This is a genomic window from Micromonospora sp. ZG13 (assembly GCF_059359355.1).
Genome location: NZ_JCADBQ010000001.1, coordinates 1 through 26,719, shown reverse-complemented (window position 1 = coordinate 26,719; position 26,719 = coordinate 1). Strand labels below are relative to the sequence as shown.

Here is a 26,719-nt window from a genome sequence, read left to right as displayed (position 1 = left end):
TCCTGTCGGTGTGCGTCCGGACGCATCCGCTCGTGATGTCCAGCGCGACGCCCCATGATTATCTCGTGACCACCGTGCCGCAACACCCGTCCGAAGGGACGAGACGGCAGCGCCCTTCCGTGGCGTTGGCCCGGGCGTGCCGCGCCCTCGCCGACGCCGGGATCGCCTCGGCGAGGGCCGAGGCGGAGCAGTTGGCGGCGTACGTGCTCGGGGTGCCCCGGGGGCGCCTGGCGCTGGCCGACGACCTCACCGCCGACCAGCTCGACCGGTTCGACGAGCTGGTCGCGCGGCGGGCCGGGCGGGAGCCGTTGCAGCACCTCACGGGCAGCGCCGGCTTCCGGCACCTGGAGCTGGCCGTCGGGCCGGGCGTCTTCGTGCCCCGGCCGGAGACCGAGCTGCTCGCCGGCTGGGGGATCGCGCAGGGCCGACGCCTCGGCGCCGGGCTGGTGGTGGACCTGTGCAGCGGCTCGGGGGCGATCGCCCTCTCGGTCGCCCAGGAGCTGCCGGCGGCCCGGGTGGTGGCGGTGGAACGGTCGACGGCGGCGCTGCCCTGGCTGCGGCGCAACGCGGCGGCCCGGGCGGCCGCCGGGGACCGGCCGATCGAGGTGGTGGCGGCGGACGTCACCGCCGCCGACCTGCTCGCCGACCTGGTGGGCCGGGTCGACGTGCTGCTGTGCAACCCGCCGTACGTGCCGTCGGACGTCGCCGTACCCCCGGAGGTGGGCCGGCACGACCCGGCGAGCGCGGTCTTCGGCGGCGCGGACGGCCTCGCGGTGATCCGTCCGGTGATCGCCCGGGCGGCGGCGCTGCTGCGCCCGGGCGGGGTGCTCGGCGTGGAGCACGACGACACGCACGGCACGGCGGTGCCCGACCTGCTCGCGGCGGACGGCCGGTTCGAGGCGGTCGCCGGCCACCCGGACCTGACCGGGCGGCCCCGCTTCGCGACCGCGTCCCGCCGGGCGGACGGCCAGCACGCCGCCGCCGGGGCGACGTGGCAGACTGACTCCTCGTGATGCTCTACGACTGCCGGTCGCCCGCCGACCGGGACCGCGGCATCGCCGCTGCCATCGAGGCGGTCAAGAACGGCGAGCTGGTCGTCCTGCCGACCGACACGGTCTACGGGATCGGCGCGGACGCGTTCACCCCGTACGCGGTCAAGGCCCTGCTGGACGCCAAGGGCGGCCGTCAGGTGCCGCCGCCCGTGCTGATCGGCTCCCGGCACACCCTCGACGGCCTGGTCTATTCGCTGCCCCAGGCGGCCCGGGATCTCGTCGAGGCGTTCTGGCCGGGGGCGTTGACCATCATCGTGACGCACTCGCCCAGCCTGCGCTGGGATCTCGGCGACTCCTCGGGGACGGTGGCGGTGCGGATGCCGCTGCACCCGGTGGCGCTGGAGGTGCTGCGCGAGACCGGCCCGATGGCGGTCGCCTCGGCCAACAAGACCGGCCAGCCGGCGGCCCTCACCGCCGAGGAGGCCCGTGACCAGCTCGCCTACTCGGTGCGGGCCTACCTGGAGGCCGGGCCCTGTCCGGACCCGGTGCCGAGCACGATCGTCGACCTCACCGGCGAGGTGCCGCAGGTGCTGCGGCAGGGCGCCGTCCCGATCGAGAAGCTCCGCGACGTGGTGCCCGACATCCTCGCCGGCCAGGGGGTCTGAGTGCCTCCGTTCACCGTGCTGCACGTGTGCATGGGCAACATCTGCCGGTCGCCGATGGCCGAGCGCCTGCTGGCCCTCGCCGTGCGGGAACGGCTGGCCCGCCGCGAGGTCGATCCGGAGCGCGCCGACGAGCTGCTGCACAGCCACAGCGCCGGCACCGGCGGCTGGCACGCCGGCGAGGAGATGAACCCGCCGGCGTCGCGCCAGGTGACCGCCCGGGGCGGCAGCGTCGCCGGCTTCGCCGCGCGCAAGCTGCGGTCGGACCACATCGACGCCGCCGACCTCGTCCTCACGGCCACCGCCGACCAGCAGGACTACGTGGTGGCGTTGCGTCCCGACGCCGCGTCCCGCACGTTCGTGCTGGGCGAGTTCGGCCGGCTGCTCGCGGGGGTGGACGCCGCCGGGCTGCCGGCGGCCGAGGCGACCCCCGACGGGGTGTACGCGCGGGGCGTGGCCCTGGTGGCGGCCGCGCACGCCGCCCGCCTGGGCGCCACGGCGCTGCCCACCGACGATCTCGACGATCCGTGGGGTCGCGGCGACCAGTGCTTCAGCCGGGTCGCCGACGAGATCGAGGAGACCGTCCACCCCCTCGCGGCCGCGCTCCTGCCGTAACCCGCCCGAGGTACCCCCGCGCGTGAGTTTCCTGCGGGTTTGGGGGAAAGGCGCGGTCAAGAGGGTCATTCGGGTCATTCTGGGTGGGTCCTGACCGGCTCCTGCGGGGAGAGCTGATGACCCGGGCACGCCTCGACAAACTGTTCACCGTGCTGATCGCCGGCGTGCTGGCCGGGCTGGCGCTCGCGGTGGCGGCCCTCCCGGCCGCGCTGGTCTTCGGGATCGGGTTCTCGGCGCTCGCCGCGCCGTACTCGGAGCTACCGAACACGCTGCGCACGCCGCCCACGCCCCAGCGCTCCAACCTCTACGCCAACGACGGCACCACCCTGATCACCTCCTTCTACCAGGAGGACCGGGTGGACGTGCCGCTGGCCGAGGTGGCGCCGGTGATGCGGCAGGCGATCATCGCCGCCGAGGACACCCGGTTCCACGAGCACCGCGGCGTCGACCTGCGCGGCGTGGTGCGGGCCTTCGCGGTCAACCAGCGCGACGGCACGACGAGGCAGGGTGCGTCCACGCTGACCATGCAGTACGTCCGCAACGTGCTCAGCAACGACCCCCGGCTCAGCGAGCGGCAGCGCGCCGCCGCCAGCGAGCTGACCACCGCCCGCAAGATCCAGGAGATGCGGTACGCGTTGGCCCTGGAACGGGAGCTGTCCAAGGACGAGATCCTCACCCGCTACCTCAACATCGCCTACTTCGGCGCGGGCGCGTACGGGGTGGCCGCCGCGAGCCGGCGCTACTTCTCCAAGCCGCCGGCGGAGCTGACCCTGGCCGAGGCGGCGCTGCTGGCGGGCCTGGTCCGCTCCCCGCACACCGACGACCCGATCAACGGCGACGCGGACGCGGCACTCGCCCGCCGGGCGTACGTGCTCGACCGGCTGGTGGAGTCCGGGCAGGTGCCGGCCGAGGCGGCGGCCCTGGCCGAGGCCGAGCAGTTGAAGCTGCGGCCCAGCCAGACGCCGAACGACTGCACGGCGGTGCCGGCCGAGCACAACGACTGGGGCTTCTTCTGCGACTGGTTCACCCGCTGGTGGAACGCGCAGCCGGCGTTCGGCGCGACGGTCGACGAGCGGCAGCTCACGCTGCGCCGGGGCGGCTTCTCCATCGTCTCCTCGCTCGACCCGGCGGTGCAGCGGGCCACCACCGAGCAGGTCCGCCGGGTCTATCCGGTGGACGACCGCCGGGCGGCGCCGACGGCGGTGGTCCAGCCCGGCACGGGCCGGGTGCTCGCGATGGCGGTGAACCGGAACTACGGCGTGGCCGCCAACCCGGCCGGGCAGAAGAACCACCCGAACACGGTCAACCAGCTGGTCGCCGGGGGCGGGGCGATCGAGGGCTACCAGGCCGGGTCCACGTTCAAGCTCTTCACGATGCTGGCCGCGCTGGAGGCCGGGCTGCCGCTGAGCACGGAGTTCGACGCGCCGGCGCGGATCGTGACGGACTACTCGGTGACCGAGGCGACGGCGAGCTGCGACGGGTACTGGTGCCCGCGCAACGCCAGCGCCTCGATGGACGGCCGACACACCATGTGGACCGCCTTCGGCGAGTCGGTCAACACCTACTTCGCCTGGCTGACCGAGCGGGTCGGCGCGGACCGGGTGGTGGAGATGGCCGAGCGGCTCGGCATCGTCTTCCGCTCCGAGGACGACGCGCGGCTGGCCCGCCACGGGGCGCGCGAGTGGGGACCGTTCACCCTCGGCGTCTCCGCCACCACCCCGCTCGACCTAGCCGGCGCGTACGCGGCGGTGGCGGCCGAGGGCTCGTGGTGCGCGCCGCTGCCGGTCGTCTCGATCGCCGACGCCGCCGGCCGGCCGGTGGCCGCCGCGCAGCCGGACTGCCGCCGGGCGGTCGACGTGGACGTGGCCCGGGCGGCGGCCGACGCGGCCCGCTGCCCGGTCGGCGACCAGTCGATGTACCGGGAGTGCGACCGCGGCACCGCCGAGGGGCTGCACCGGCAGCTCGGCCGGCCGGTGGCGGGCAAGACGGGCAGCTCGGACGGGTACGCGACGGAGACCGTGGTCGCCTTCACCCCGCAGCTCGCGGTCGCCTCGATCGCCGCCAACCCCGACGACCCGGGCGACGCGGTCGGCCAGCGGGTGCAGAGGCAGCTGGTCGAGGCGGTGGGGGAGGTGCTCTCCTTCGCGCTGCGCGACGAGCCGGTGCGCGACTTCGTGCCGCCCAGTGAGGCGACCGCCTTCCAGCTCACCGGCGCCCGCGCCGGCAACTGAGCCCGCCCGCCCGCCCGCGCAGCCGTGCCCGCCCCGGCGGGTGCGGCTGCGCGGGCGGGCGCCCCGGCGGGCGGCCCACAGATCCGGCGCGGGGCCGCCTCAGCGGCGCAGGAAGGCGGCGGGCGGGTGGGCCTCCTGCTCCGCCTGGCGCGCGATGTTGCGGGCCATCCCGCCGAAGACCACCGCGTGGAAGGGCGCGACGGATCCCCAGTAGGCGTGCCCGGGCAGCCCGCGCGGCAGGAACACGGCCCGCTGCTGGTAGCGGCTGCTGCCGCCGTCGTCGCCGGGGAGCACGCGCATCTCCAGCCAGGCCCGGCCCGGCAGCCGCATCTCGGCGCGCAGCCGCAGCAGCTCGCCGGGAACGATCTCCTCCACCCGCCAGAAGTCCAGCGCCTCGCCGACCTGGAGGCGGTGCGGGTCGCGCCGGCCACGGCGCAGCCCCACGCCGCCGATCAGCCGGTCCAGCCAGCCCCGGACCGTCCAGGCCAGCGGGAACGAGTACCAGCCGTGCTCGCCGCCGACGCCCTCGATGACCCGCCACAGGTCCTCCGGCGGGGCGTGTACCGCCCGTTCGCGGACGTCGGTGTAGGCGGTGCCGCCGGACCACTCCGGGTCGCTGGGCAGCGGCTCGGCCGGCGCGTCGGGCCCGCTCGCTGTCGACCACCGGGTCTCCACCTCGCCGTCGCGCACCTTCGACAGGGCCAGCGCGACCGCCTGGTCGAAGCTGGTCAGCCCCTCGGGCGGGTCCGGCACGTACCGCGCGATGTCGTGCTCGTGGGCGACGGCCTCGTGGACCAGGCTCTCCACCAACGGCCGGGCGATGGCGTTCGGCACCGGGGTGATGAGCCCGACCCAGTGCGAGGAGAGCGACGGCGTCAGCGGTCGCACCGGCACGATGACGCGCCGGCGCAGCCCGGCCACCCGCGCGTACCGCTGCATCATGTCCTGGAAGGTGAGGATGTCCGGTCCGCCGATGTCGAAGGCGCGGTTGACCTCCGGCGGCAGGTCGGTGCAGCCGGCCAGGTAGCGCAGCACGTCGCGGACGGCGATCGGCTGGATCCGGTTGCGGACCCAGCGCGGGGTGACCATGGCCGGCAGCCGTTCGGTCAGGTAGCGCAGCATCTCGAACGAGGCCGACCCCGAGCCGATGATCACCGCGGCCCGCAGCACCGCCGTCGGCACCCCGCTGTCGAGCAGGATCCGCCCCACCTCGGCCCGCGAGCGCAGGTGCGCCGACGGGACCTCCCGGGCCGCCGCCGGCTCCGGCCCGCCCAGGTAGACGATCCGGCGTACGCCCGCGGCGCGCGCTGCCTCGGCGAACCCGGTGGCGGCCTCGCGGTCGGCGGCCTCGAAGCCGGCCTGGCCGAGCGAGTGCACCAGGTAGTACGCGACGTCCACGCCCGCGAACGCGGCGGGCAGCGTCTCCGGCCTGCGCAGGTCGCCCTCGGCGATCTCCGTCTGCGCCGCCCACGGCACGTCCCGCAGCCGTCCCGCCTTGCGGGCCAGGCAACGCACCGCGTGCCCCTCGGCCAGCAGCCGGGGCGCCAGCCGCCCGCCGATGTAACCCGTCGCTCCCGTGACCAGGCATCTCACGGTCTCCAGTGTGCGGCCCAATAGACTCTGGCGCTGTGGCTACTGAGACGAGCACCTTCTGGGGGCCGGACTTCGACCAGCTCCGCACGACCGACCCGGAGATCGCCGGGGTGGTGCTCGGCGAGCTGGACCGGCTCCGGGGCGGCCTGCAACTGATCGCCAGCGAGAACCTCACCTCGCCGGCCGTGCTGGCCGCGCTCGGCTCCACCCTGACCAACAAGTACGCCGAGGGCTACCCGGGCCGGCGCTACTACGGCGGCTGCGCCGAGGTCGACCGGGCCGAGGAGATCGGGATCGCGCGGGCGAAGGAGCTCTTCGGCGCCGAGCACGCCAACCTCCAGCCGCACTCCGGGGCGAGCGCCAACCTGGCCGCGTACGCGGCGCTGGTCCAGCCGGGGGACACGGTGCTCGCCATGGACCTGCCGCACGGCGGCCACCTGACCCACGGCAGCCGGGTGAACTTCTCCGGCAAGTGGTTCCACACCGTCGGCTACACCGTCCGGCCGGACACCGAGCTGATCGACTACGACGAGGTGCGGGACCTCGCCCGGGCCCACCGTCCCAAAATGATCATTTGTGGCGCGACGGCGTACCCGCGCCTGATCGACTTCGCGCGGTTCCGCGAGATCGCCGACGAGGTCGGGGCGTACCTGATGGTCGACGCCGCGCACTTCATCGGGCTGGTCGCCGGGCAGGCCGTACCGTCGCCGGTGCCGCACGCCGACGTCGTCTGCGCCACCACGCACAAGGTGCTGCGCGGGCCGCGCGGCGGCATGATCCTCTGCCGGGAGTCGCTGGCCCAGCGCATCGACAAGGCGGTCTTCCCGTTCACCCAGGGCGGCCCGCTGATGCACGCGGTGGCCGCGAAGGCGGTCGCGCTGCGCGAGGCCGCCCAGCCCGAGTTCCGGGCCTACGCCGAGCGGGTGGTGGCCAACGCCCGGGCGCTGGCCGCCGGGCTGGCCGACGAGGGGATGCGTCCGGTCTCCGGGGGCACCGACACCCACCTCACCCTGGTGGACCTGCGCGAGGTCGGGGTCACCGGCGCCGACGCCGAGGCGCGCTGCGACGCCGCCACCATCACCCTCAACAAGAACGCGATCCCGTACGACCCGCAGAAGCCGATGGTCGCCTCGGGCATCCGCGTGGGCACCCCGAGCGTCACCACCCAGGGCATGCGCGAGCCGGAGATGCGCCAGGTCGCCTCGCTGATCGCCCGCGCCGTACGCACCGATCCCGCCGCCCCGGGCGGGATCGACACCCTCGCCGGGATCGCCGGCGAGGTCGCCGGGCTGGTCGCCGCCTTCCCGGCGTACCCCCGATGAGCGAGCCGCGCGCGGGCGAGCCCGGCGCCATCCGGGCCCGGCTGCCGCACCTTCGCCTGCCGCTGCTGGCCTGCGCGGTGCTCGCGCTGGTCGCGGTGCCGACCGCGGCGGTGCTGCGCGGCGGCACCGGCGCGGCCGGCGTGGCCGCCGGGATCGCGCTGGTCGTCGTCAGCTACCTGGTCTCCGGCGTCTCGGTGGCCTGGGCCGACGCCGTCAATCCGCGGATGATCATGTCGGTGGGGCTGGTCACCTACGCCACGAAGATCGTGGTGCTCGGGGTGGCGATGGCCGCCGTGGCGGCCACCGGCTGGCCCGGCCTGCCGGACATGGGGGTGGCGATCATCGCGGCCGTGGTGGTCTGGACGGGCGCCCACCTGACCTGGGCCCTGCGCTCGCCGCTGCCCACATTCGAGCGAAGCGGTGAGTGAGCGTTCTGTCGGATCTGTGTCCGGCATTTCGGGCTGCCACGGCGGGCCGCACGGGAGTAACCTGACCAACGACTTTCGCGCCCGCACCACGGCCCGCACGCTGTCCGCAGTGTGGGGGGTGCCGCACACTCCCGCGCGTGCCTGCTGATATTGTTCGCCACGTCATGGCCGAAGACCCACACCCCCGCAGGTCCGACGACCCTTCGTCGGAAGGCGCGGCAGGGGCCGTTCTGGGCTACCTACTCGCCGGCATCGTGGTGTGGGGCTTCCTCGGGTGGTTGGCGGAGCGACTTCTCGATCTGCGAACCGGCGTCGGGGTCGCCCTCGGCATGATCTTCGGCGCGGCCGGAGCGATTTACCTGATCATGAAGAGGCTCAGTGCTTGAGTGCCAGCACGCCCGGGTCTGTCGAGTGCGGAGGATGACACGGTGAGTGGACAGCTCGTCGCCGCCGAGGGGCTTCCCTGGCCCCCCAGCGTCGGAGATTTCTACCCGCCGGACGTGGCTGGCCCCTGGGTCACCAAGTTCGGGATCATGGTCTGGCTCGCGGTCGCGCTGCTGATCGTCTTCTTCATGCTCGCCTACCGGAAGCCCAAGCTGGTCCCCGGCAAGGCCCAGTGGTACGCGGAGTCGGTCTACGGCCTGGTCCGGGACAACATCGCCCGTGAGCAGATGGGCAACGCGGGCATCCGCTTCGCGCCCTACTTCACGGTGCTGTTCAGCTTCATCGTGCTGACCAACCTCTTCGCCATCGTGCCCGGTCTGCAGATCTCGCCGAACTCGCACATCGCGTTCCCCATCGTGCTCGCGGCGATCTCCTACGTGATGTACCTCTACATCGGCGCCCGCAAGCACGGCCTCGGCAAGTACCTCAAGATGAGCCTGATCATCCCGAACGTGCCGTGGCCCATGCACATCCTGCTGATCCCGATCGAGTTCATGCAGACGTTCATCGTCCGGCCCGTCACGCTGGCGCTGCGGCTCTTCGCCAACCTGTTCGCCGGCCACCTGCTGCTGCTGGTCTTCACCATCGGCGGCTTCGTGATGCTCAACTCGAGCAGCCTGTTCATCCAGGTGACCTCGATCTTCTCCTTCCTGATGGCGATCGTGATGGCCTTCTTCGAGGTGCTGGTCGCCGTGCTGCAGGCCTACGTCTTCGTCACGCTGAGCGCGAACTACATCGGAAGTTCGCTCGCCGACGAGCACTGATCGGGCTCGGCGGGCCACCCGGCCCGACCAAGCTTCTGGTACCGACCCGCGTACGCGTGAGACCTCACGCGTCGAACAGGAGGAATACCCGCAATGACTGTTCTTGCCGAGATCGGCGGTAGCGTCAACACCATCGGCTACGGCCTCGCCGCCATCGGCCCCGGTATCGGTGTCGCCCTGGTCTTCGCGGCCTACATCCAGTCGAGCGCGCGCCAGCCGGAGTCCGCCGGCTACAACCGCACCTGGCTGATCCTGGGCTTCGCCCTGGTCGAGGCGCTCGCGCTCTTCGGCCTGGTGCTCGCCTTCGCCGTCGGCGGCTGACGAGAGCTTTCTCCCGACCCGGAGGTCTGACATGTTCATCGCCGCAGAAGGTGTGGAGCACAACCCGATCCTGCCCATCTGGCAGGAGATGGTCGTCGGGACCATCGCCTTCGCCCTGCTCTGCTTCGTCCTGCTGAAGTTCGTCATGCCCCGCATGGAGGCGATGTACCAGGCGCGGGTCGACGCCATCGAGGGCGGGCTCAAGCGGGCCGAGGCCGCTCAGGCCGAGGCCAACCAGGTGCTCGAGCAGTACCGGGCCCAGCTCGCCGAGGTGCGCACCGAGGCAGCCCGGATCCGGGACGACGCCCGGGCCGACGCCGAGGGCATCCGCCAGGACATCCTCGCCAAGGCGCGGGAGGAGTCCGACCGGATCATCGCCGCCGGCAAGGAGCAGCTCGCCGCCGAGCGCGCCACCATCGTGCGCGAGCTGCGCACGGAGGTCGGCACGATCGCGGTCGACCTGGCCAGCAAGATCGTCGGGGAGTCCCTCGCCGACGAGGCGCGTCGCAAGGGCACCGTCGACCGGTTCCTGAGCAACCTCGAGAGCGCGGGGGCCCGCTGATGCAGGCCGCCAGCCGGGAGTCGTACAAGGTCGCGGCCGAGCGCCTCGACGCGTACGTCCGCGGTGCGGAGCCGTCGGCGGTGGTCACCACCGCCGACGCCATCCTCTCCGTCGCCGACCTGCTGCGGCGCGAGCCGCGGCTGCGCCGGGCGCTCTCCGACCCGGCCCGCAGCGGTGCCGACCGTGCCGGGTTGCTCGGCGAGCTGCTGCGCGGCAAGGTCGACGCCGAGGCGCTGGACCTGATCGCCTCGCTGGTCGCCGGCCGTTGGTCGGCGCCCTCGGAGCTGCTCGACGCCGCCGAGCGGCTGGGCGTCGACGCTCTCCTGGCCGGCGCCGACTCCGCGGGCGAACTGGGCGAGGTCGAGGACGAGCTGTTCCGCTTCGGGCAGGTCGTCGCCGGTTCGCCGGAGCTGTCCAGCACGCTCTCCGACTCGACCGTCCCGGCCGTCCGGCGGGCCACGCTGGTCGACCAGCTGCTCGCCGGCAAGGCGCGGCCGATCACCGGCTACCTCGTCGGGGTCGCGCTCGCCGGGTTCGGCGGACGCAACCTCTCCGGTGCGCTCAGCCGGCTGGTCGAGCTGGCCGCCGAGCGGCGGGACCGGCAGGTGGCGTACGTGACCGCCGCGGCCCCGTTGAGTGAGGAGGAGGAGCGCCGGTTGGGTGCCAGCCTCTCCGCGATATACGGTCGAGAGGTTTCCGTCAAGCAGACGGTGGACCCCTCGGTTCTCGGTGGCGTCAGTGTGCGGGTCGGCTCCGACCTGTACGACGGCACCGTCCTGCGCCGCCTCAACGAGAGCCGCAACGCGCTCGCGAAGCGCTGAGGCGGCAGCGCCGCCCAGTGCCTGTGACATAGACGCCATTCGGACCGGTCGGTACTAGGTATCCCGGGCCCCTGATACTTAAGGAAGCAGAGGATGGCCGAGCTGACCATCTCGACGGAGGAGATCCGCGGCGCCCTGGAGCGCTACGTCTCCTCCTACTCGTCCGAACTCTCCCGCGAGGAGGTCGGCACCGTCGCCGACACCGGCGACGGCATCGCCCACGTCGAGGGTCTTCCCTCGACCATGACCAACGAGCTCCTGGAGTTCGAGGACGGCACCCTGGGTGTGGCGCTGAACCTCGACGTCCGGGAGATCGGTGTCGTCGTTCTCGGTGACTCCGCCAAGCTCGAAGAGGGCCAGCGCGTCAAGCGCACCGGCCGGGTGCTCTCCGTGCCGGTCGGCGACGCCTTCCTCGGCCGCGTGGTCAACGCGCTCGGCCAGCCGATCGACGGGCTCGGCGACATCGCCAACGAGGGCTTCCGCGAGCTGGAGCTCCAGGCCCCGAACGTGATGTCCCGGCAGTCCGTCGACGAGCCGCTGCAGACCGGTCTCAAGGCCGTCGACGCCATGACCCCGATCGGCCGCGGTCAGCGTCAGCTGATCATCGGCGACCGGAAGACCGGCAAGACCACGGTCGCGCTGGACACCATCCTCAACCAGCGGGACAACTGGCGCTCCGGCGACCCGAAGAAGCAGGTCCGCTGCATCTACGTCGCCATCGGCCAGAAGGCCTCCACGATCGCCTCGATCAAGGGCGTCCTGGAGGAGGCGGGCGCGATGGAGTACACCACCATCGTCGCCTCCCCGGCCTCCGACCCGGCCGGCTTCAAGTACCTCGCCCCCTACACCGGCTCGTCCATCGGACAGCACTGGATGTACGGCGGCAAGCACGTCCTCATCGTCTTCGACGACCTGAGCAAGCAGGCCGAGGCGTACCGCGCCGTGTCCCTGCTGCTGCGTCGCCCGCCGGGCCGCGAGGCGTACCCGGGTGACGTCTTCTACCTGCACTCCCGCCTGCTGGAGCGCTGCGCGAAGCTCTCCGACGAGCTGGGCGGCGGCTCGATGACCGGCCTGCCGATCATCGAGACGAAGGCCAACGACATCTCGGCCTTCATCCCGACCAACGTCATCTCGATCACCGACGGCCAGATCTTCCTGGAGACCGACCTGTTCAACCAGGGCGTCCGGCCGGCCATCAACGTCGGCACCTCGGTCTCCCGGGTCGGTGGGGCCGCGCAGGTGAAGCCGATGAAGAAGGTCGCCGGTTCGCTGCGGCTCAACCTGGCCCAGTTCCGCGAGCTGGAGGCGTTCGCCGCCTTCGCCTCCGACCTGGACAAGACCTCCCGCGCCCAGCTGGACCGCGGCGCCCGCCTGGTCGAGCTGCTCAAGCAGGCGAACTACTCGCCGTTCCCGGTGCAGGAGCAGGTCGTCTCGGTCTGGGCCGGCACCGAGGGCAAGCTCGACGACATCCCGGTCGGGGAGATCCGCCGCTTCGAGTCGGAGTTCCTCCAGTACCTGCGCCACAAGCACGAGGGCGTGCTGGCCGCCATCGCCGACCACCAGTGGAACGACGACATCATCGGCTCGCTCGACGCCGCCATCGCCGACTTCAAGCAGGTCTTCCTCGGCAAGGAGGACGAGCGGCGGATCAACGAGGCCCCGGCCTCGCCGCTGGAGGGCGACGAGAACCGCGAGACGGTGACCCGCTACCGGGACGGCGCGGGCGACCGCCCGGCCGAGAACCAGTAAGGGCTGATCCATGGCGGCCCAGGTACGCGTTCTTCGTCAACGGATCCGCTCGGCGAAGGGGATGAAGAAGATCACCAAGGCGATGGAGCTCGTGGCGACGAGCCGGATCGCCAAGGCCCAGGCCCGGGTGGAGGCGTCCCTGCCGTACGCCCAGGCCGTCACCGGTGTGCTCACGGCGCTGGCGTCCAACGCGCAGATCGACCACCCGCTGCTCACCCCGCGTCCGAAGGTGCGGCGGGCGGGCGTCCTGTTGGTCACCTCCGACCGTGGCCTCGCCGGTGGTTACAGCTCCAACGCCATCAAGATGGCCGAGTCGCTGATCGCCCGGCTGCGGGCCGACGGCAAGGAGCCGGTGCTCTACGTCATCGGGCGCAAGGGCGTCGGGTTCTTCCGGTTCCGCGACCGGCCGATCGAGGCGAACTGGACCGGGTTCTCGGAGCAGCCGACCTTCGCCGACGCCCGCACGGTGGGCGAGACGCTGATCAAGGCGTTCACCGCCGGTGCGGACGACGTCGACGGCGGCGCCGGGGCGGACGGGGTGCTCGGCATCGACGAACTGCACATCGTCTACACCGAGTTCCACTCCCTGATGACCCAGACCCCGGTCGCCAAGGTCATCGGCCCCATGCAGGTGGAGGACCGGCCGCGCGCCGAGGGTGCGCTGCCGGCCTACGAGTTCGAGCCGGACGCGGAGGCGCTGCTCGACGCGCTGCTGCCGAAGTACATCAACACGCGGATCTACGCGGCGTTGCTGGAGTCGGCGGCCAGCGAGTCGGCGGCCCGTCGGCGGGCGATGAAGAGCGCCACCGACAACGCCGAAGAGATGATCGAGAAGTACACGCGTGAGATGAACTCGGCCCGCCAGGCCGGGATCACCCAGGAGATCAGCGAGATCGTCGGCGGCGCGAACGCGCTGGCCGCGTCGGGAAGTGAAGTGTGATGACTGCCCCAGTAGAGACCAAGACGGCCACGGGTCGCGTGGTCCGGGTCATCGGCCCGGTCGTCGACGCCGAGTTCCCGCGCGACGCCATGCCGGCCCTGTTCAACGCCCTGCACGTGGACGTGACGCTCTCGGGCGGCGAGAAGACGCTGACCCTGGAGGTCGCCCAGCACCTGGGTGACAACATGGTCCGTGCCATCTCGATGCAGCCGACCGACGGCCTGGTCCGCGGCACCGAGGTGCGCGACACCGGTTCGCCGATCACCGTTCCGGTGGGCGACACGGTCAAGGGCCACGTGTTCAACGCGATCGGCGAGTGCCTCAACCTGACCGAGGGCGAGACGCTCCAGCCCGACGACCACTGGGGCATCCACCGCAAGGCCCCGGCCTTCGCGGACCTGGAGCCGAAGACCGAGATGCTGGAGACCGGCATCAAGGTCATCGACCTGCTCGCCCCGTACGTCAAGGGTGGCAAGATCGGCCTGTTCGGCGGTGCCGGCGTCGGCAAGACGGTGCTCATCCAGGAGATGATCACCCGTGTCGCCCGGAACTTCGGTGGTACCTCGGTCTTCGCCGGCGTGGGTGAGCGCACCCGCGAGGGCAACGACCTCATCGCCGAGATGACCGAGTCCGGCGTCATCGACAAGACCGCGCTGGTCTACGGCCAGATGGACGAGCCGCCGGGCACCCGGCTGCGGGTCGCCCTCTCCGCGCTGACCATGGCGGAGTACTTCCGCGACGTCAAGAAGCAGGAGGTGCTGCTCTTCATCGACAACATCTTCCGCTTCACCCAGGCCGGTTCGGAGGTCTCCACCCTGCTCGGCCGCATGCCGAGCGCGGTGGGTTACCAGCCGACCCTGGCCGACGAGATGGGCGAGCTCCAGGAGCGGATCACCTCCGTCCGGGGCCAGGCCATCACCTCGATGCAGGCGATCTACGTGCCGGCGGACGACTACACCGACCCCGCCCCGGCCACCACGTTCGCCCACCTCGACGCGACCACCAACCTGGAGCGGTCGATCTCCGACAAGGGCATCTACCCGGCCGTGGACCCGCTGGCGTCCTCGTCCCGGATCCTCGCCCCGGAGTTCGTCGGCGCCGAGCACTTCGCGGTGGCGACCGAGGTGAAGCGGATCCTGCAGAAGTACAAGGACCTGCAGGACATCATCGCCATCCTCGGTATCGAGGAGCTCTCCGAGGAAGACAAGATCACCGTGCAGCGCGCGCGGCGCATCGAGCGCTTCCTGTCGCAGAACACCTACGCGGCGGAGCAGTTCACCGGCGTGCCGGGCTCGACGGTCCCGATCCAGGAGACCATCGAGGCCTTCAAGAAGATCAGCGAGGGCGAGTACGACCACTTCCCCGAGCAGGCCTTCTTCATGTGCGGTGGCCTGGAGGACCTGGAGCGCAAGGCTGCGGAGCTGATGAAGGGCTGACCTGTCGGTCCTGAAGAAAGGCCACCCCGGCAACGCCGGGGTGGCCTTTCGTTCATCTTCGGGCCCTATCATCACCGTTGCCCGGTTCCGCGTGCTCGGCGATCATGTCGCACGCGAGGTACCGTCGATCCGCCCACTCACCGCGTGGGCGTCGATCGCAACGAATCGGCTGCATGCGCCCGTCTCCTGATCGTGGGCGTGACGAACGGAGATGATCGTGGGTAAGGCCGACAAGGCCGGCGGTAAACCGTCCAGATGGTCGGGGGTGCCGCGCTGGGCCCGGGTGTGCACCGTCTTCGGTGCCGTCCTGATGCTGCTCAGCGGCGCGGTGCTGGTCGGCGCCGAGGCGTTGATGGCCCGCTACGAGGGGGCCGTGGGCAAGGCCGACCTCTTCGGCGACCAGGCGGCCGGGGCGAAGGAGCGCAAGAGCGACATCAAGGGCCCGCTCAACATCCTGCTGGTGGGCATCGACCCGCGCAACCCCGAGATGCCGCCGCTGGCCGACTCGGTGATGGTGCTGCACGTGCCGGCCGAGATGGACCGCGCGTACCTCTTCTCGATGCCGCGCGACCTCCTCGTCGAGATCCCCGAGTTCAGCCGGGCGGAGTTCAGGGGCGGCACCGACAAGCTCAACGCGGCGATGTCGTACGGCAGCCGGGTGCCCGGCGGCAACCCGGACGCCGCGCGCGGCTTCGAGCTGCTGGCCACCACCGTCCAGAACGTCACCGGCATCCAGCGTTTCGACGCTGGCGCGATCATCAACTTCAACGGCTTCAAGAAGATCGTCGACGCGATGGGCGGCGTCGACATGTACATCGAGCGCGAGGTGCGCTCCGAGCACCGCGAGCCGGACGGCAAGCACCGCAAGGGCAACCCCAACGGCGAGGGCTACGTCGGCCCGCAGGCGGTCTACAAGAAGGGCAACCAGCACCTCAACGGCTGGCAGGCGCTCGACTACGTCCGCCAGCGCTACCCGAAGAACGGTGTCCCCGACGGCGACTACGGCCGGCAGCGCCACCAGCAGCAGTTCGTCAAGGCCATGGCCGGTCAGGCGCTCAGTGCCGACGTGGTGACCAACCCGGTCAAGCTGGACCGGGTGCTACGGGCGGCCGGGCAGTCGCTGATCTTCAGCGGCCGGGGCAACAGCGTGGTCGACTTCGGCCTGGCGCTCAAGGACATCCGCCCGGAGACCATCCAGATGATCAAGCTGCCGGGCGGCTCGGTCGTCGAGAACGGCAAGTACCAGGGCGAGAAGTTCCAGCCCGCCGTGGACGACTTCTTCGCCGCCCTCCAGAAGGGGCAGCTGGATGCGTTCCTGCTCGAGCACCCCGACTTCCAGAACAAGGCCAAGTAGGCGTGGCGCAGGTCTCGCCACCCGCGTTGGGGGCGGGTCGGCGGCACGACTAGACTTTTGACAATCCGCCGCCGCAGCAAGGAGACAGCGTGGCAAAGCAGCTTCACGTCGAGCTCGTAGCCGTCGAGGAGAAGGTCTGGTCCGGCGAGGCCGAGATGGTCGTCGCCCGCACGACCGAGGGCGAGCTGGGTGTGCTGGCGGGGCACGCGCCCCTGCTCGGCCAGCTTGCCGAGCCCGGCCAGGTGCGCATCAAGCTCCCCGGCGGTGAGCAGGTCTCCTACGAGGTGGCCGGCGGCTTCCTGTCGGTGACCGGTGAGGGCGTCACCGTCCTGGCCGAGAGCGCCACCCCGGTCTCCGCCGCGCAGAGCCACTGAGCCGAAACGCCGATGGAGATCGTCGAAGGGATCGGAATCGGCGTCGCCGTCATCCTCGGCGCACTTCTGATCCTCTTCGCCCGGCGGGCCGTCGTCACCCGTAGCGGGGGCATCATCCGGCTCGGCGTCCGGACCTCCACGATGCTCGACGGCCGAGGCTGGTCTCCCGGCTTCGGCCGCTTCGTCGGCGACGAACTCCGCTGGTACCGGCTGTTCAGCTTCGCCATCCGCCCCACCCGGGTGCTCTCCCGCAAGGAGCTGGCCGTCGAGCGGCGGCGGCTCCCCGAGGGGCAGGAGCGCCTCTCGATGCCCGCCGACTGGGTCATCCTCCGCTGTACGAGCAACCACGCTCCGGTGGAGATCGCGATGGCCCGGTCCACCGTCACCGGGTTCCTCTCCTGGCTCGAGGCCGCCCCTCCGGGGGCGGTCTCGCCGCGTCTGGCCTCCCAGGACTGGCCCGCGGCCTGACTTCCCCTCGTCCTTGGGGGGTTCCGGGGAGCCCACCCGCCCCGGGCGGTCAGGCCTGATCCCTCCGCGGGCGGGCCAGCGTGGAAGGCCAGGTGGTTGAGGCCCGGGGCGAGCCGGTCGTTCCGCCGCCCGGAGAGCGCGGGGGACTCCTCCACGACCAGGTAGGTCGGGCCGAGCCGCCAGGAGCGGCCCGCCGGCCACTCCTGGAACGGCGCCCAGCCCAGCTCGCTGAGCAGCCATTCCCAGCCGCGCACGGTGACGGCCGGATCGGGTACCCAGACCTCGATGTGGTGCAGCGTGCCCACCGGGACATCCGGTGGGCACGGGCGACGGGTGGTCAGCGGTTACCGCCGGGCACCCATAGCACATCTCCGTCCGGATTTGCCGTTCTTGACAGGATAAAGAGCAGGTCGGAGAGCCGGTTGAGATACTTTGCCGGGAGCGAGCTGGTCCGATCAGGGTCGTGCGCGACCAGGGCCCACGCCGCCCGCTCGGCGCGCCGGGCGACCGTCCGCGCCACGTGCAGCAGCGCCGCACCTGCGGTGCCGCCGGGGAGGATGAAGGAGTCGAGCTTGCTCAGGCGTGCGTTGTACTCGTCGCACCAGCCCTCCAGACGCTCGACGTACGCCTCGGTGACCCGCAGCGGCGGGTACTTCGGGTCGGGTTCGACCGGGGTGGCCAGGTCGGCGCCCACGTCGAACATGTCGTTCTGGATCGACGCCAGGACGGCCCGCAGCTCGTCGTCGAGCTGCCCCAGGGCGAGCGCTACGCCGATCGCGGCGTTGCACTCGTCGACGTCCGCGTACGCGGAGATGCGCGGATCGGTCTTCGGCACCTGCTCGTTGTTGCTCAGCCTGGTCATGCCGGCATCGCCGGCCTTGGTGTAGATGCGCGTGAGGTGGACGGCCATGACGCACAGCCTACGGATACCGGAACTGACGATCCCGGAGCGCCCGGGCGGCACCGCCGTCCGGACGGCCGGGGTGGGGCCCGGCGACGCCGGTGACCCGGCGGTCAGCGATCTCGACGTCATCCGGGTACGCGGCGACGCGCGCCTGGCCGGCACGGTGCACGTCGTCGGCGCCAAGAACTCGGCACTGAAGCTGATGGCCGCCGCGCTGCTCGCCCCGGGCCGCAGCGTGATCACCAACGTGCCCCGGATCACCGACATCGCGATCATGGGCGAGGTGCTCCGCCGGCTCGGCTGCGGCGTGCACTTCGACGCCGACGACCCCGTCGACCCGATGGTCGCGTACGACGGGGTGGCCCGCTCCCGGTCGGTCGTCATCGACGTGCCGGAGCAGCCCGGTGCCGAGGCGGACTACGACCTCGTACGCCGGCTGCGCGCCTCGATCTGCGTGCTGGGCCCCCTGCTGGCCCGCCGGGGGTACGTGCGGGTGGCCCACCCGGGCGGGGACGCCATCGGCTCGCGGGGCCTGGACATGCACGTCTCCGGGCTGACCCGGATGGGCGCCGAGATCTCCGGCGAGCACGGCTTCGTGATCGCGTCGGCGCCGCACGGGCTGCACGGCGCGGAGGTCGTGCTCGACTTCCCCAGCGTGGGGGCGACGGAGAACCTGGTCATGGCGGCGGTGCTGGCCCGGGGGCCGAGCCTCATCGAGAACGCGGCCCGGGAGCCGGAGATCGTCGACATCTGCACCATGCTCAACCAGATGGGCGCCCGGATCTCCGGCGCCGGCACCTCCACGCTGCACATCGAGGGGGTGCCGGGGCTGCGGCCGGTGCGGCACGCCACGGTGGGGGACCGGATCGTGGCGGGCACCTGGGCGTTCGGCGCGGCGATGACCCGGGGGGACGTCACCGTCACCGGGGTGGAGCCGGCGTTCCTGGAGGTGGCGCTCGACAAGCTGGTCTCGGCCGGGGGCCTGGTGGAGACCCGGGGCGACGCGTTCCGGATCCGGATGGACGACCGCCCGAAGGCGGTGGACGTCGTCACGCTGCCGTACCCGGGCTTCGCCACCGACCTGCTGCCGATGGCGATCGGGTTGGCCGCGGTCAGCGACGGGGCCTCCCTGATCACCGAGAACATCTTCGACGGGCGGTTCATGTTCGCCAACGAGATGATGCGGCTGGGCGCGGACATCAAGACCGACGGTCACCACGCGGTGGTCCGGGGCCGGGAGGTGCTCTCCGGCGCGCCCGTCCGCGCCACCGACATCCGGGCCGGCGCCGGCCTGATCATCGCCGGGCTCTGCGCCGAGGGGGTCACCGAGGTCTCCCACGTGCACCACGTGGACCGGGGCTATCCGGACTTCGCCGCCGACCTGCGCGCGTTGGGCGTCGAGGTGGAGCGCGGCACCGCCCCGGAGGAGCCGGACCTGACCATCTGAGCCGCCGCGCCCCGCCCGACACCCCGGCCGCGAGGGCCGGGGGAGCCCGCCCGGGCCGTCGCCACGGCCACACGCCTTAGCACTCGTTCAGGCTCGCCGACTAGGGTGCTGACAGACACTCCAACAGGCGAGGGAGATAGAGATGGCGGGTCGACTCGCGGTCGTCGGTGCCGGGCTGATGGGTTCGGGCATCGCCCAGGTGGCGGCGCAGGCGGGCTGGCAGGTGACCCTGCGGGACCTGGACGACGCGGCCACCGGGCGCGGCATGGCCGGGATCCGGAAGTCGCTGGAGAAGTTCGCCGAGAAGGGGAAGATCGAGGCGTCCGACGTCGAGGCGACCCTGGCCCGGATCACCCCGACCACCGAGCTGGAGGCGGCTGCCGACGCGGACATCGTGGTCGAGGCGGTCTTCGAGCGGCTGGAGATCAAGCACGAGGTGTTCCGCGCGCTGGACAAGATCTGCAAGGCCGACGCGGTGCTCGCGACCAACACCTCGGCCATCCCGGTGACGCAGATCGCCGCGGTGACCGGTCGTCCGGAGGCGGTCGTCGGCACCCACTTCTTCTCGCCGGTGCCGATGATGAAGCTCTGCGAGCTGGTGCGCGGCTACAAGACCAGCGACGCGACGCTGGCGACGGCGAAGACGTTCGCCGAGGAGATCGGCAAGACCGTCGTGGTGGTCAACCGGGACATCGCGGGCTTCGTCACCACCCGGCTGATCTCGGCCCTGCTCGTCGAGGCCGTCAAGCTGGTCGAGGCGGGTGTGGTCTCGGCCGAGGACCTGGACACCGCCTGCCGGCTCGGCTTCGGCCACGCCATGGGCCCGCTGGCCACCGCCGACCTGACCGGCGTGGACGTGCTCATGCACGCCACGAAGAACATCCACACCGACACCGCGGACCAGAAGTTCTTCCCGCCGGAGCTGCTCCAGCGCATGGTCACCGCCGGCGACCTGGGCCGCAAGAGCGGCAAGGGCTTCTACACGTACTGAGTCGGCGCGGCGGACGGGGGCGGTGAGCCGCCCCCGTCCGGCTCAGCCGTCGCGCTTGGTCGTCCAGCGGAACGTGGTCAGGCAGAGCACCAGGCCGATCACGCACCAGGCGACGAGCACCAGGGCGACCCGGTCCAGCTCGAACGAGCCGCCCGGCTCGCGGGCGCCGAACGCGTCCGGCAGGAAGACCGAGCGCAGACCCTGGCACATCCACTTCAACGGGAAGAGCGCCGCCACCTGCTGCATCCACGTCGGCAGCTCGGTGAAGACGAAGAACACCCCGGAGATGAACTGGAGCACCAGCGCGACCGGCGTGACGACCGCCGAGCCGCTGCGGGCGGTGCGGGCCAGCGACGAGATGGCGATGCCGCACAGGGTGCAGGCGGTGACGCCGAGCACCGACACCCAGCCGAAGGTCAGCCACTTCGCGGCGGTGCCGGGCAGCTCCAGGTCGAACAGCGCCACCGAGACCGCGAGCAGCAGCACCGTCTCGGCGATGCCGATCGCCACCACCATGATCACCTTGCCAGCGAACCAGACCCACTTCGGCATCGGCGTGCCCCGGTAGCGCTTGAGCACGCCCCGGTCCCGCTCGATCGGGATCCAGATGCCCAGGTTCTGGAAGCTCACCGTCATCAGGCCGGTGGCGATCATGCCGGTGATGAAGTACTGCGTGTAGCTGACCCCGGGAGCGATCTCGTCGTCGAAGATCGCCGCGAAGATCAGGATCATGATGACCGGGAAGCCCATCGTGAAGACGACGGACTCCCGACTGCGCAGGAACTGGGTGATCTCCAGCCGGCTCTGCCGCAGGCTCAGGGCGACCGGACCGGGCCGCCGGGCCGGCGCCGTGGTGGCCGGCGCGGCCGGCTTCGTCGTGGTGGTCATCGGTGTCCGATCATGCGCAGGTAGATGTCCTCCAGGGTCGGCCGGGTCACCGTCAGGCCCGGGACCTCGCCGCCGAAGCGCGCGGCCAGCTCCGCCACGAGCGCCGTCGGCGTCGCGCTCTCCGCCGTCTGCCGCGCCCCCTCCGGCGTACGCCAGGAGACCGTGGCCAGGGCCTCGCGCCGGTTGCCCAGTTGGTCGGGCGTGGCCACCTCGACCACCCGACCGCCCGCGATCACGCCGACCCGGTCGGCGAGGGACTCCGCCTCGTCGAGGTAGTGGGTGGTGAGCACGATGGTGGTGCCGGCGGCGGCCAGGTCGCGGATCAGCTCCCAGAACTCCCGGCGCGCCTCCGGGTCGAAGCCGGTGGTCGGCTCGTCGAGGAAGAGCAGCTCGGGGCGGCCGACGATGCCGAGCGCCACGTCGAGCCGGCGCTTCTGCCCGCCCGAGAGGGTGTGCGTACGGGCCTTCGCCTTGCCGGCCAGCCCGACCCGCTCGATGACCTTGTCGGGGTCGTCCCCGTCGGCGTAGAAGCCGGCGAAGTGGCGCACCACCTCGGCGACCGTCAGCTCGTCGAACTCACCGGTGCCCTGGAGCACGATGCCCACCCGCGAGCGCCAGTCCGGCGCCGGGCGGGCCGGGTCGCTGCCGAGGACGTCGACGTCGCCGGCGTCGCGCCGCCGGTAGCCCTCCAGGATCTCGACGGTGGTGGTCTTGCCGGCGCCGTTGGGGCCGAGGAGGGCGAAGACCTCGCCGCGGTGGACGTCGAGGTCCACGCCCGCGACGGCGACGTTGTCCCCGTACGCCTTGCGCAGCCCCCGCACGGAGATCGCCAGCTCGTCATGCATGCCTCAAGTGTGCGACCTGGCCACGGCGGCGGGCCGGCCGGGGTGTGGTGGTGGCGCCCATGTCGGGCGCTTCGCACCCGGGTTTCCGCTCCATGGAGCTGTGTGGTTTTCCACAGCCCTGGTGACTGAACGGTAACTTAGACTCCCGCCATGGACGAGAAGGCACTCCCTGGCCGGCTGCCCGAGCGCGACCGCCCCTGGGTGATGCGCACCTACGCCGGGCACAGCTCGGCCGCCGCGACCAACGCGCTCTTCCGCCGCAACCTGGCGAAGGGGCAGACCGGGCTGTCGGTCGCCTTCGACCTGCCGACGCAGACCGGCTACGACCCCGACCACGAGCTCGCGGCCGGCGAGGTGGGCCGGGTGGGCGTCCCGGTGGCGCACCTCGGCGACATGCGGGCCCTCTTCGACGGCATCCCGCTGGCCGACATGAACACGTCCATGACCATCAACGCGCCGGCGATGTGGCTGCTCGCCCTCTACGGCACGGTCGGCGCCGAGCAGGGCGCGGAGCTGTCCCGCTGCGCCGGCACCACACAGAACGACATCATCAAGGAGTACCTCTCCCGGGGCACCCACATCTTCCCGCCGGCCGCGTCGCTGCGGCTGACCGCCGACGTCGTGGCGTACACGCTGCGCGAGATGCCGCGCTGGAACCCGGTGAACATCTGCTCGTACCACCTCCAGGAGGCCGGCGCGACGCCGGTGCAGGAGGTCGGCTTCGCGCTCTCCACCGCCGTCGCCGTGCTCGACGCGGTCCGCGACTCCGGGCAGGTGCCCGCCGAGCGCATGGGCGACGTCGTGCAGCGGATCTCCTTCTTCGTCAACGCCGGGGTGCGCTTCGTCGAGGAGATCGCCAAGATGCGCGCCTTCGGCGTGCTCTGGGACGAGATCACCCGCGAGCGCTACGGGGTGCAGAACCCGAAGCAGCGGCGGTTCCGCTACGGCGTGCAGGTCAACTCGCTGGGCCTGACCGAGGCGCAGCCGGAGAACAACATCCAGCGCATCGTGCTGGAGATGCTCGGCGTGACCCTCTCCCGGGACGCCCGGGCCCGCGCCGTCCAGCTGCCCGCCTGGAACGAGGCGCTCGGGCTGCCCCGGCCGTGGGACCAGCAGTGGTCGCTGCGGATGCAGCAGGTGCTCGCGTACGAGTCGGACCTGCTGGAGTACCCGGACCTGTTCGAGGGCTCGCACGTGATGACCGCGTTGGTCGACGGGATCGTCGCCGGCGCCCGGGTCGAATTGGAGAAGGTGCTGGAGATGGGCGGCGTGGTGGCCGCCGTCGAGACCGGCTACCTCAAGAGCGCGCTGGTCGCCTCGCTGGCCGAGCGGCGCCGCCGGATGGAGTCCGGCGCCGACGTGGTGGTCGGCGTCAACAAGTTCACCGAGACCGAGCCGTCGCCGCTGACCGCCGCCGGCGCCGAGTCCGTCGAGCAGGTGGACCCGGCCGTCGAGGCGGCGGCCACGGCCTCCGTACGCCGGTGGCGGGCCGGTCGGGACGACGCGGCCGTCGACGCGGCGCTGGCCCGGCTGCGCGCGGACGCCGCGACCACGACGAACCTGATGCCGGCGACGTTGGAGTGCGTGCGGACCGGGGTGACCACCGGCGAGTGGGCCGGCGCGCTGCGCCAGGTCTTCGGCGAGTACCGGGCGCCCACCGGCCTGACCGGCGCCGCCGGCTCCGGCGGGGACCCCGGCCTGGCCGCCGTCCGCGCGCGGGTTGCCGCCACCGCCCGCGAGCTGGGCAGCGGCCGGCTGCGGCTGCTCGTCGGCAAGCCCGGCCTCGACGGGCACTCCAACGGCGCGGAGCAGATCGCGGTACGCGCCCGCGACGCCGGCTTCGAGGTGGTCTACCAGGGCATCCGGCTGACCGCCGGGCAGATCGTCGCCGCCGCCGTGGAGGAGGACGTGGACCTGGTCGGCCTCTCGGTGCTCTCCGGCTCGCACCTGGCGGCGGTGCCGGCGGTGCTGGACGGTCTGCGTGCCGCCGGCCGCCCGGACCTGCCGGTGGTGGTCGGCGGGATCATCCCCGCCGGCGACGCGCAGCAGCTCCGGGCCGCCGGGGTGGCCCGGGTCTTCACGCCCAAGGACTTCGCCCTGACCGGGATCATCGACGAGCTGGTCACCGTGGTCCGGGAGGCCAACGGCCTGCCCTGACGGGAGAGCCCGTGGTGGCGCTGGTCGACGTGCCGGGCGTGCACGAGGCCGGCGCGGCACGCGTCGCCAGGGGCCCTCTCCGCCGGGTGGTGCGGTCCCGCCCACGGGGCGCGCCGGTCCGGCGCGCCCCGGGCGAGGTCAGCGGCTGGTGTACGTCATGCAGTCGGCCATGTCGTTGTCGGGGCCGACCTTGATCGACGGCGCGTGGCATTCCAACTGCTCGTTGTGTCGGCAGTCCGCGCGTTGGCAGGCACCGACCTGCGCGGTCATGCCGCCGTCCACCCCGCCACGGACCGCCGGCATCTCGACGAAGGTGTGGCAGTGCGCGTGGTCCGGACTGCCGATGGTGATGGCGAAGGCGTGGCAGTCGTTGGTGTGGTTGTACGAGCACGCCGCCACGACACACTCCTGGACGCGGGGCATCTCCACTGCTGCGGTCACGGTGACCTCCTTAGTGTCTTGCCCCGATTTTAGGCTTTTGCGGGTTTTGCCGAGCCGGGTTCAGCCCACCCCGAGCACCTCCGACAGCGGGGCCGGCTCCAGGCCGCGCTCCGCCAGCCCGGCCAGGATGTGCGGCAGCGCCTCGTCCGTCATCGGCGCGTTCGCCTCCGTCACGTGCAGCACGATCACCGAGCCGGGTCGCACCCCCTCCAGCGACGCGCGCACCACCGGCCGCCAGGACTTCGCGAACGGGTCACCGCTGACCACGTCGCCGTCCACCACCGTCACCCCCAGCGGCGCCAGCGCGGTCAGCGCCTTCCGGTCGTGGCACAGCCCCGGGAAGCGGAAGTACCGGGTCTGCCGCCCCCCGTACGCGGCCATTACGTCGAACGTCCGCGCCACGTCGGCGGTCATCTCGCGCTCCGCGATGCGGGGTAGGCCGTAGCAGTCCGGGGTGAAGGCCAGATGGCCGTACGTGTGGTTGGCCAGCTCGAAACGCGGGTTCCCGGCGAGTCGGCGGGTCACGTCCGGGTACTGCTCGACCCACTTGCCCGTGAGGAAGAACGTCGCCGGCACCCGCTCCCGCTCCAGCAGGTCGATGATCTTCAGGTTCGCGTACGACCGCACCGCGCCACTGCGCAACTGGTACCGCATCGCGTCCGTCATGTCGGCGTCGAAGGTGAGCGCCACCTTGTTCCCCGTACGCGGCCCGTGGTCGACGACGGGCGGCCTGGTCCCGGGCGGGGTGGCGCCGGGGACCGTCCCGCTCGGCGCGGCCGGGGCTGCGGCCGTCGGCTCCTGACCGGTCGACGCCGTGGGCGTCGGCGGTGGGCCGGTCGGGGGCGTGGTCTGTCCTGGGGCGGTCGGGGTCTGCGGGGCTTGGCCCGTCTCCGTCTGGCCCGTCGCCGTGGCCCGGACGATGCCGGCGGTGGCCGGCGCACGCACCGGCGCCGGGGCGGCGAGGAGGGCTGCGGCGGCGGCCACGGCGACCAGGGTCGCGACGAGCGGAACGCGGGGGATATTCACGTGCACCGGGAGATGATGTCAGCGCGTCGGGGTTCCCGGGTGCCCTGGCACCGTGGCGTGGCGTTCGGTTCGCGGCTGTCGGTTCGTCTGGTGCGGCTCGGCTCCGCTGCGGCTCCGACTCCGGTTCCGGTTCGCGGGAGATCTTGGTAGGAACGTGCCCCTCCAGGGGTCGGTATCTACCAAGATCTGCTGCGAGTCGTCGCCGCATCCGACTGCGTGGGCTGTCGGATGTCGTGGCGGGGCGTCCGGTGCGGTGTCGCCGGCCGGTCGTCTTCGCGTCGCATCACGGCGCGGATGTCCGGTTTCGGCGTGTGATCGGGGGCATCGTGGGGGCGGAATCGTGGGCGGGGGGGGTCGTTACACCCTGCGTACGACCGAGCAAGGCCACGTCGCCCCGACGCGATGGCGTGCCGGGGTCCCGGAATGATGGCGGGCCGGCGGTCGTTACACATGGTCCGGCCGACGTGAGGGCATCCCCCGGCCCCGCGAGACAGCCGGCCTCTTCCGACCCGCACATGGTTCGAGCATCCGGCCGACACGGCCGATCTGATCTTTCCTCCAGCGAGACGCCGGAGATCCCTCCGGTTCCGTGGAGATCCCCCGAGTTCCTTGGGCGCCGGACGGTGCTTGCACCCGCGCGAAAGCCGATCCCCCTTTTCGGTGTGTGGGTGCCAACCCCCGAATGGAGCATCTGTGATGAACACGATCATGCGTAAGAGCGTTCTTGGTATTGCTGGTCTGGCTGTTGCCGGTGGTCTGGCCGCCGGTCCGCTGAACCACGCCGAGTCGAGCGCGCCGGTGCAGGCGGCGACCCCGATCACCGCCGTCGCGGTGCAGGCCGACAAGCCGGACATGGGCAGGCTGGTGCCGCACGGTGTGCAGGGCGCGCAGTCGCGCATCGACCTGTCCGACGAGCAGGTCGCCAACGTGAAGGCGATCATCGC

At 72.0% G+C, this 26,719-nt stretch carries 26 protein-coding genes and 1 pseudogene; 21 read left to right on the top strand and 6 right to left on the bottom strand.

Features of this window, described 5'->3' with window-relative positions; genetic code table 11:
- Window positions 1–35 precede the first annotated feature (35 nt).
- From prmC to AC5L34_RS00120, 4 genes are all read left to right on the top strand, one after another.
- Complete coding sequence (gene prmC / locus AC5L34_RS00135) at window positions 36–1,013, top strand: peptide chain release factor N(5)-glutamine methyltransferase (protein ID WP_441175760.1); 978 nt, start codon at window positions 36–38, stop codon at window positions 1,011–1,013.
- Complete coding sequence (locus AC5L34_RS00130) at window positions 1,013–1,657, top strand: L-threonylcarbamoyladenylate synthase (RefSeq protein ID WP_441175795.1); 645 nt, start codon at window positions 1,013–1,015, stop codon at window positions 1,655–1,657. The genes prmC and AC5L34_RS00130 overlap by 1 nt, the downstream gene beginning before the upstream one ends.
- Complete coding sequence (locus AC5L34_RS00125; protein ID WP_441175761.1) at window positions 1,658–2,269, top strand: arsenate reductase/protein-tyrosine-phosphatase family protein; 612 nt, start codon at window positions 1,658–1,660, stop codon at window positions 2,267–2,269.
- A 116-nt stretch (window positions 2,270–2,385) separates the two neighbouring features.
- Window positions 2,386–4,500, top strand: a complete 2,115-nt coding sequence (locus AC5L34_RS00120; RefSeq protein ID WP_441175762.1) for a transglycosylase domain-containing protein — start codon at window positions 2,386–2,388, stop codon at window positions 4,498–4,500.
- A gap of 99 nt (window positions 4,501–4,599) precedes the next feature.
- Here AC5L34_RS00120 and AC5L34_RS00115 read toward each other — a convergent pair whose 3' ends face one another.
- A complete protein-coding gene (locus AC5L34_RS00115) occupies window positions 4,600–6,093 on the bottom strand; it encodes an SDR family oxidoreductase (RefSeq protein ID WP_494823606.1) in 1,494 nt (497 codons plus the stop codon).
- A gap of 35 nt (window positions 6,094–6,128) precedes the next feature.
- Here AC5L34_RS00115 and glyA point away from each other — a divergent pair, with 35 nt between their 5' ends.
- The 13 genes from glyA (at window position 6,129) to AC5L34_RS00050 (ending at window position 17,076) form a co-directional block, all read left to right on the top strand.
- Window positions 6,129–7,415 (top strand): serine hydroxymethyltransferase, encoded by a 1,287-nt coding sequence (gene glyA, locus AC5L34_RS00110; RefSeq protein WP_441175765.1) that lies wholly within the window; start codon window positions 6,129–6,131, stop codon window positions 7,413–7,415.
- Complete coding sequence (locus AC5L34_RS00105) at window positions 7,412–7,843, top strand: Cg1360 family ATP-synthase-associated protein (protein ID WP_441175766.1); 432 nt, start codon at window positions 7,412–7,414, stop codon at window positions 7,841–7,843. The genes glyA and AC5L34_RS00105 overlap by 4 nt, the downstream gene beginning before the upstream one ends.
- A gap of 164 nt (window positions 7,844–8,007) precedes the next feature.
- Window positions 8,008–8,229, top strand: coding sequence for a hypothetical protein (locus tag AC5L34_RS00100; RefSeq protein ID WP_088998658.1), 222 nt, complete (start codon window positions 8,008–8,010; stop codon window positions 8,227–8,229).
- A complete protein-coding gene (gene atpB, locus AC5L34_RS00095) occupies window positions 8,230–9,051 on the top strand; it encodes a F0F1 ATP synthase subunit A (protein WP_101412550.1) in 822 nt (273 codons plus the stop codon).
- A 93-nt stretch (window positions 9,052–9,144) separates the two neighbouring features.
- Window positions 9,145–9,372, top strand: a complete 228-nt coding sequence (gene atpE / locus AC5L34_RS00090) for an ATP synthase F0 subunit C (RefSeq protein WP_088998660.1) — start codon at window positions 9,145–9,147, stop codon at window positions 9,370–9,372.
- 31 nt (window positions 9,373–9,403) lie between these two features.
- Entirely contained in the window at window positions 9,404–9,934 is a 531-nt protein-coding gene (locus tag AC5L34_RS00085) for a F0F1 ATP synthase subunit B (RefSeq protein ID WP_088998661.1), read from the top strand.
- Window positions 9,934–10,755 (top strand): F0F1 ATP synthase subunit delta, encoded by an 822-nt coding sequence (locus tag AC5L34_RS00080; RefSeq protein ID WP_494823605.1) that lies wholly within the window; start codon window positions 9,934–9,936, stop codon window positions 10,753–10,755. Before AC5L34_RS00085 ends, AC5L34_RS00080 begins: the two co-directional genes overlap by 1 nt.
- Before the next feature lie 93 nt (window positions 10,756–10,848).
- Entirely contained in the window at window positions 10,849–12,504 is a 1,656-nt protein-coding gene (gene atpA / locus AC5L34_RS00075; RefSeq protein WP_494823604.1) for a F0F1 ATP synthase subunit alpha, read from the top strand.
- Window positions 12,505–12,514: 10 nt separating this feature from the next.
- Window positions 12,515–13,444, top strand: a complete 930-nt coding sequence (locus AC5L34_RS00070) for a F0F1 ATP synthase subunit gamma (protein WP_363899208.1) — start codon at window positions 12,515–12,517, stop codon at window positions 13,442–13,444.
- Window positions 13,444–14,880, top strand: a complete 1,437-nt coding sequence (gene atpD, locus AC5L34_RS00065; RefSeq protein WP_088998665.1) for a F0F1 ATP synthase subunit beta — start codon at window positions 13,444–13,446, stop codon at window positions 14,878–14,880. Before AC5L34_RS00070 ends, atpD begins: the two co-directional genes overlap by 1 nt.
- Window positions 14,881–15,091: 211 nt before the next feature.
- Window positions 15,092–16,234 (top strand): LCP family protein, encoded by a 1,143-nt coding sequence (locus AC5L34_RS00060; protein WP_441175768.1) that lies wholly within the window; start codon window positions 15,092–15,094, stop codon window positions 16,232–16,234.
- Window positions 16,235–16,323: 89 nt separating this feature from the next.
- Window positions 16,324–16,608, top strand: coding sequence for a F0F1 ATP synthase subunit epsilon (locus AC5L34_RS00055; protein ID WP_088998667.1), 285 nt, complete (start codon window positions 16,324–16,326; stop codon window positions 16,606–16,608).
- A 12-nt stretch (window positions 16,609–16,620) separates the two neighbouring features.
- On the top strand, window positions 16,621–17,076 hold the full coding sequence (locus AC5L34_RS00050; RefSeq protein WP_357714665.1) for a DUF2550 domain-containing protein: 456 nt from the start codon (window positions 16,621–16,623) through the stop codon (window positions 17,074–17,076).
- A gap of 337 nt (window positions 17,077–17,413) precedes the next feature.
- On the opposite strand, the gene AC5L34_RS00045 is transcribed toward AC5L34_RS00050, so the two are convergent.
- Window positions 17,414–17,986, bottom strand: a complete 573-nt coding sequence (locus AC5L34_RS00045; protein WP_101412544.1) for a cob(I)yrinic acid a,c-diamide adenosyltransferase — start codon at window positions 17,984–17,986, stop codon at window positions 17,414–17,416.
- Here AC5L34_RS00045 and murA point away from each other — a divergent pair.
- Window positions 17,985–19,427 carry a UDP-N-acetylglucosamine 1-carboxyvinyltransferase gene (gene murA, locus AC5L34_RS00040; protein WP_441175769.1) on the top strand — a complete coding sequence of 481 codons (1,443 nt, stop codon included), beginning with the start codon at window positions 17,985–17,987 and terminating at the stop codon, window positions 19,425–19,427. The genes AC5L34_RS00045 and murA overlap by 2 nt on opposite strands.
- Window positions 19,428–19,569: 142 nt before the next feature.
- Window positions 19,570–20,418 carry a 3-hydroxyacyl-CoA dehydrogenase family protein gene (locus AC5L34_RS00035; protein ID WP_101412542.1) on the top strand — a complete coding sequence of 283 codons (849 nt, stop codon included), beginning with the start codon at window positions 19,570–19,572 and terminating at the stop codon, window positions 20,416–20,418.
- Window positions 20,419–20,460: 42 nt separating this feature from the next.
- Here the strand turns inward: AC5L34_RS00035 and AC5L34_RS00030 are convergent, their stop codons facing one another.
- Together AC5L34_RS00030 and AC5L34_RS00025 are read right to left on the bottom strand one after the other, a co-directional pair.
- Window positions 20,461–21,306 carry an ABC transporter permease gene (locus tag AC5L34_RS00030; RefSeq protein WP_088998672.1) on the bottom strand — a complete coding sequence of 282 codons (846 nt, stop codon included), beginning with the start codon at window positions 21,304–21,306 and terminating at the stop codon, window positions 20,461–20,463.
- A complete protein-coding gene (locus tag AC5L34_RS00025; protein ID WP_441175770.1) occupies window positions 21,303–22,151 on the bottom strand; it encodes an ABC transporter ATP-binding protein in 849 nt (282 codons plus the stop codon). Before AC5L34_RS00025 ends, AC5L34_RS00030 begins: the two co-directional genes overlap by 4 nt.
- 150 nt (window positions 22,152–22,301) lie before the next feature.
- Between AC5L34_RS00025 and AC5L34_RS00020 the strand changes: the two genes are divergently transcribed.
- Window positions 22,302–24,308: a protein meaA gene (locus tag AC5L34_RS00020; RefSeq protein ID WP_441175771.1), complete on the top strand. Its 2,007-nt coding sequence runs from the start codon at window positions 22,302–22,304 to the stop codon at window positions 24,306–24,308.
- 138 nt (window positions 24,309–24,446) lie between these two features.
- Here the strand turns inward: AC5L34_RS00020 and AC5L34_RS00015 are convergent, their stop codons facing one another.
- Together AC5L34_RS00015 and AC5L34_RS00010 are read right to left on the bottom strand one after the other, a co-directional pair.
- Window positions 24,447–24,749, bottom strand: a complete 303-nt coding sequence (locus tag AC5L34_RS00015; RefSeq protein ID WP_441175772.1) for a DUF1540 domain-containing protein — start codon at window positions 24,747–24,749, stop codon at window positions 24,447–24,449.
- A gap of 60 nt (window positions 24,750–24,809) precedes the next feature.
- Window positions 24,810–25,781 (bottom strand): polysaccharide deacetylase family protein, encoded by a 972-nt coding sequence (locus tag AC5L34_RS00010; RefSeq protein WP_441175773.1) that lies wholly within the window; start codon window positions 25,779–25,781, stop codon window positions 24,810–24,812.
- Between the two features lie 690 nt (window positions 25,782–26,471).
- Between AC5L34_RS00010 and AC5L34_RS00005 the strand changes: the two are divergent.
- Window positions 26,472–26,719 (top strand): annotated as a pseudogene (locus AC5L34_RS00005) (hypothetical protein); the annotation flags it as partial.

Bases quoted from the DNA above. Each gene is read 5' to 3' on its own strand.
- prmC (WP_441175760.1), top strand. From the start codon at position 36: ATGTCCAGCGCGACGCCCCATGATTATCTCGTGACCACCGTGCCGCAA.
- AC5L34_RS00130 (WP_441175795.1), top strand. From the start codon at position 1,013: ATGCTCTACGACTGCCGGTCGCCCGCCGACCGGGACCGCGGCATCGCC.
- AC5L34_RS00120 (WP_441175762.1), top strand. From the start codon at position 2,386: ATGACCCGGGCACGCCTCGACAAACTGTTCACCGTGCTGATCGCCGGC.
- AC5L34_RS00105 (WP_441175766.1), top strand. From the start codon at position 7,412: ATGAGCGAGCCGCGCGCGGGCGAGCCCGGCGCCATCCGGGCCCGGCTG.
- AC5L34_RS00100 (WP_088998658.1), top strand. From the start codon at position 8,008: ATGGCCGAAGACCCACACCCCCGCAGGTCCGACGACCCTTCGTCGGAA.
- atpE (WP_088998660.1), top strand. From the start codon at position 9,145: ATGACTGTTCTTGCCGAGATCGGCGGTAGCGTCAACACCATCGGCTAC.
- AC5L34_RS00085 (WP_088998661.1), top strand. From the start codon at position 9,404: ATGTTCATCGCCGCAGAAGGTGTGGAGCACAACCCGATCCTGCCCATC.
- AC5L34_RS00080 (WP_494823605.1), top strand. From the start codon at position 9,934: ATGCAGGCCGCCAGCCGGGAGTCGTACAAGGTCGCGGCCGAGCGCCTC.
- atpA (WP_494823604.1), top strand. From the start codon at position 10,849: ATGGCCGAGCTGACCATCTCGACGGAGGAGATCCGCGGCGCCCTGGAG.
- AC5L34_RS00070 (WP_363899208.1), top strand. From the start codon at position 12,515: ATGGCGGCCCAGGTACGCGTTCTTCGTCAACGGATCCGCTCGGCGAAG.
- atpD (WP_088998665.1), top strand. From the start codon at position 13,444: ATGACTGCCCCAGTAGAGACCAAGACGGCCACGGGTCGCGTGGTCCGG.
- AC5L34_RS00060 (WP_441175768.1), top strand. From the start codon at position 15,092: ATGATCGTGGGTAAGGCCGACAAGGCCGGCGGTAAACCGTCCAGATGG.
- AC5L34_RS00050 (WP_357714665.1), top strand. From the start codon at position 16,621: ATGGAGATCGTCGAAGGGATCGGAATCGGCGTCGCCGTCATCCTCGGC.
- murA (WP_441175769.1), top strand. From the start codon at position 17,985: ATGACGCACAGCCTACGGATACCGGAACTGACGATCCCGGAGCGCCCG.
- AC5L34_RS00045 (WP_101412544.1), bottom strand. From the start codon at position 17,986: ATGGCCGTCCACCTCACGCGCATCTACACCAAGGCCGGCGATGCCGGC.
- AC5L34_RS00035 (WP_101412542.1), top strand. From the start codon at position 19,570: ATGGCGGGTCGACTCGCGGTCGTCGGTGCCGGGCTGATGGGTTCGGGC.
- AC5L34_RS00030 (WP_088998672.1), bottom strand. From the start codon at position 21,306: ATGACCACCACGACGAAGCCGGCCGCGCCGGCCACCACGGCGCCGGCC.
- AC5L34_RS00025 (WP_441175770.1), bottom strand. From the start codon at position 22,151: ATGCATGACGAGCTGGCGATCTCCGTGCGGGGGCTGCGCAAGGCGTAC.
- AC5L34_RS00020 (WP_441175771.1), top strand. From the start codon at position 22,302: ATGGACGAGAAGGCACTCCCTGGCCGGCTGCCCGAGCGCGACCGCCCC.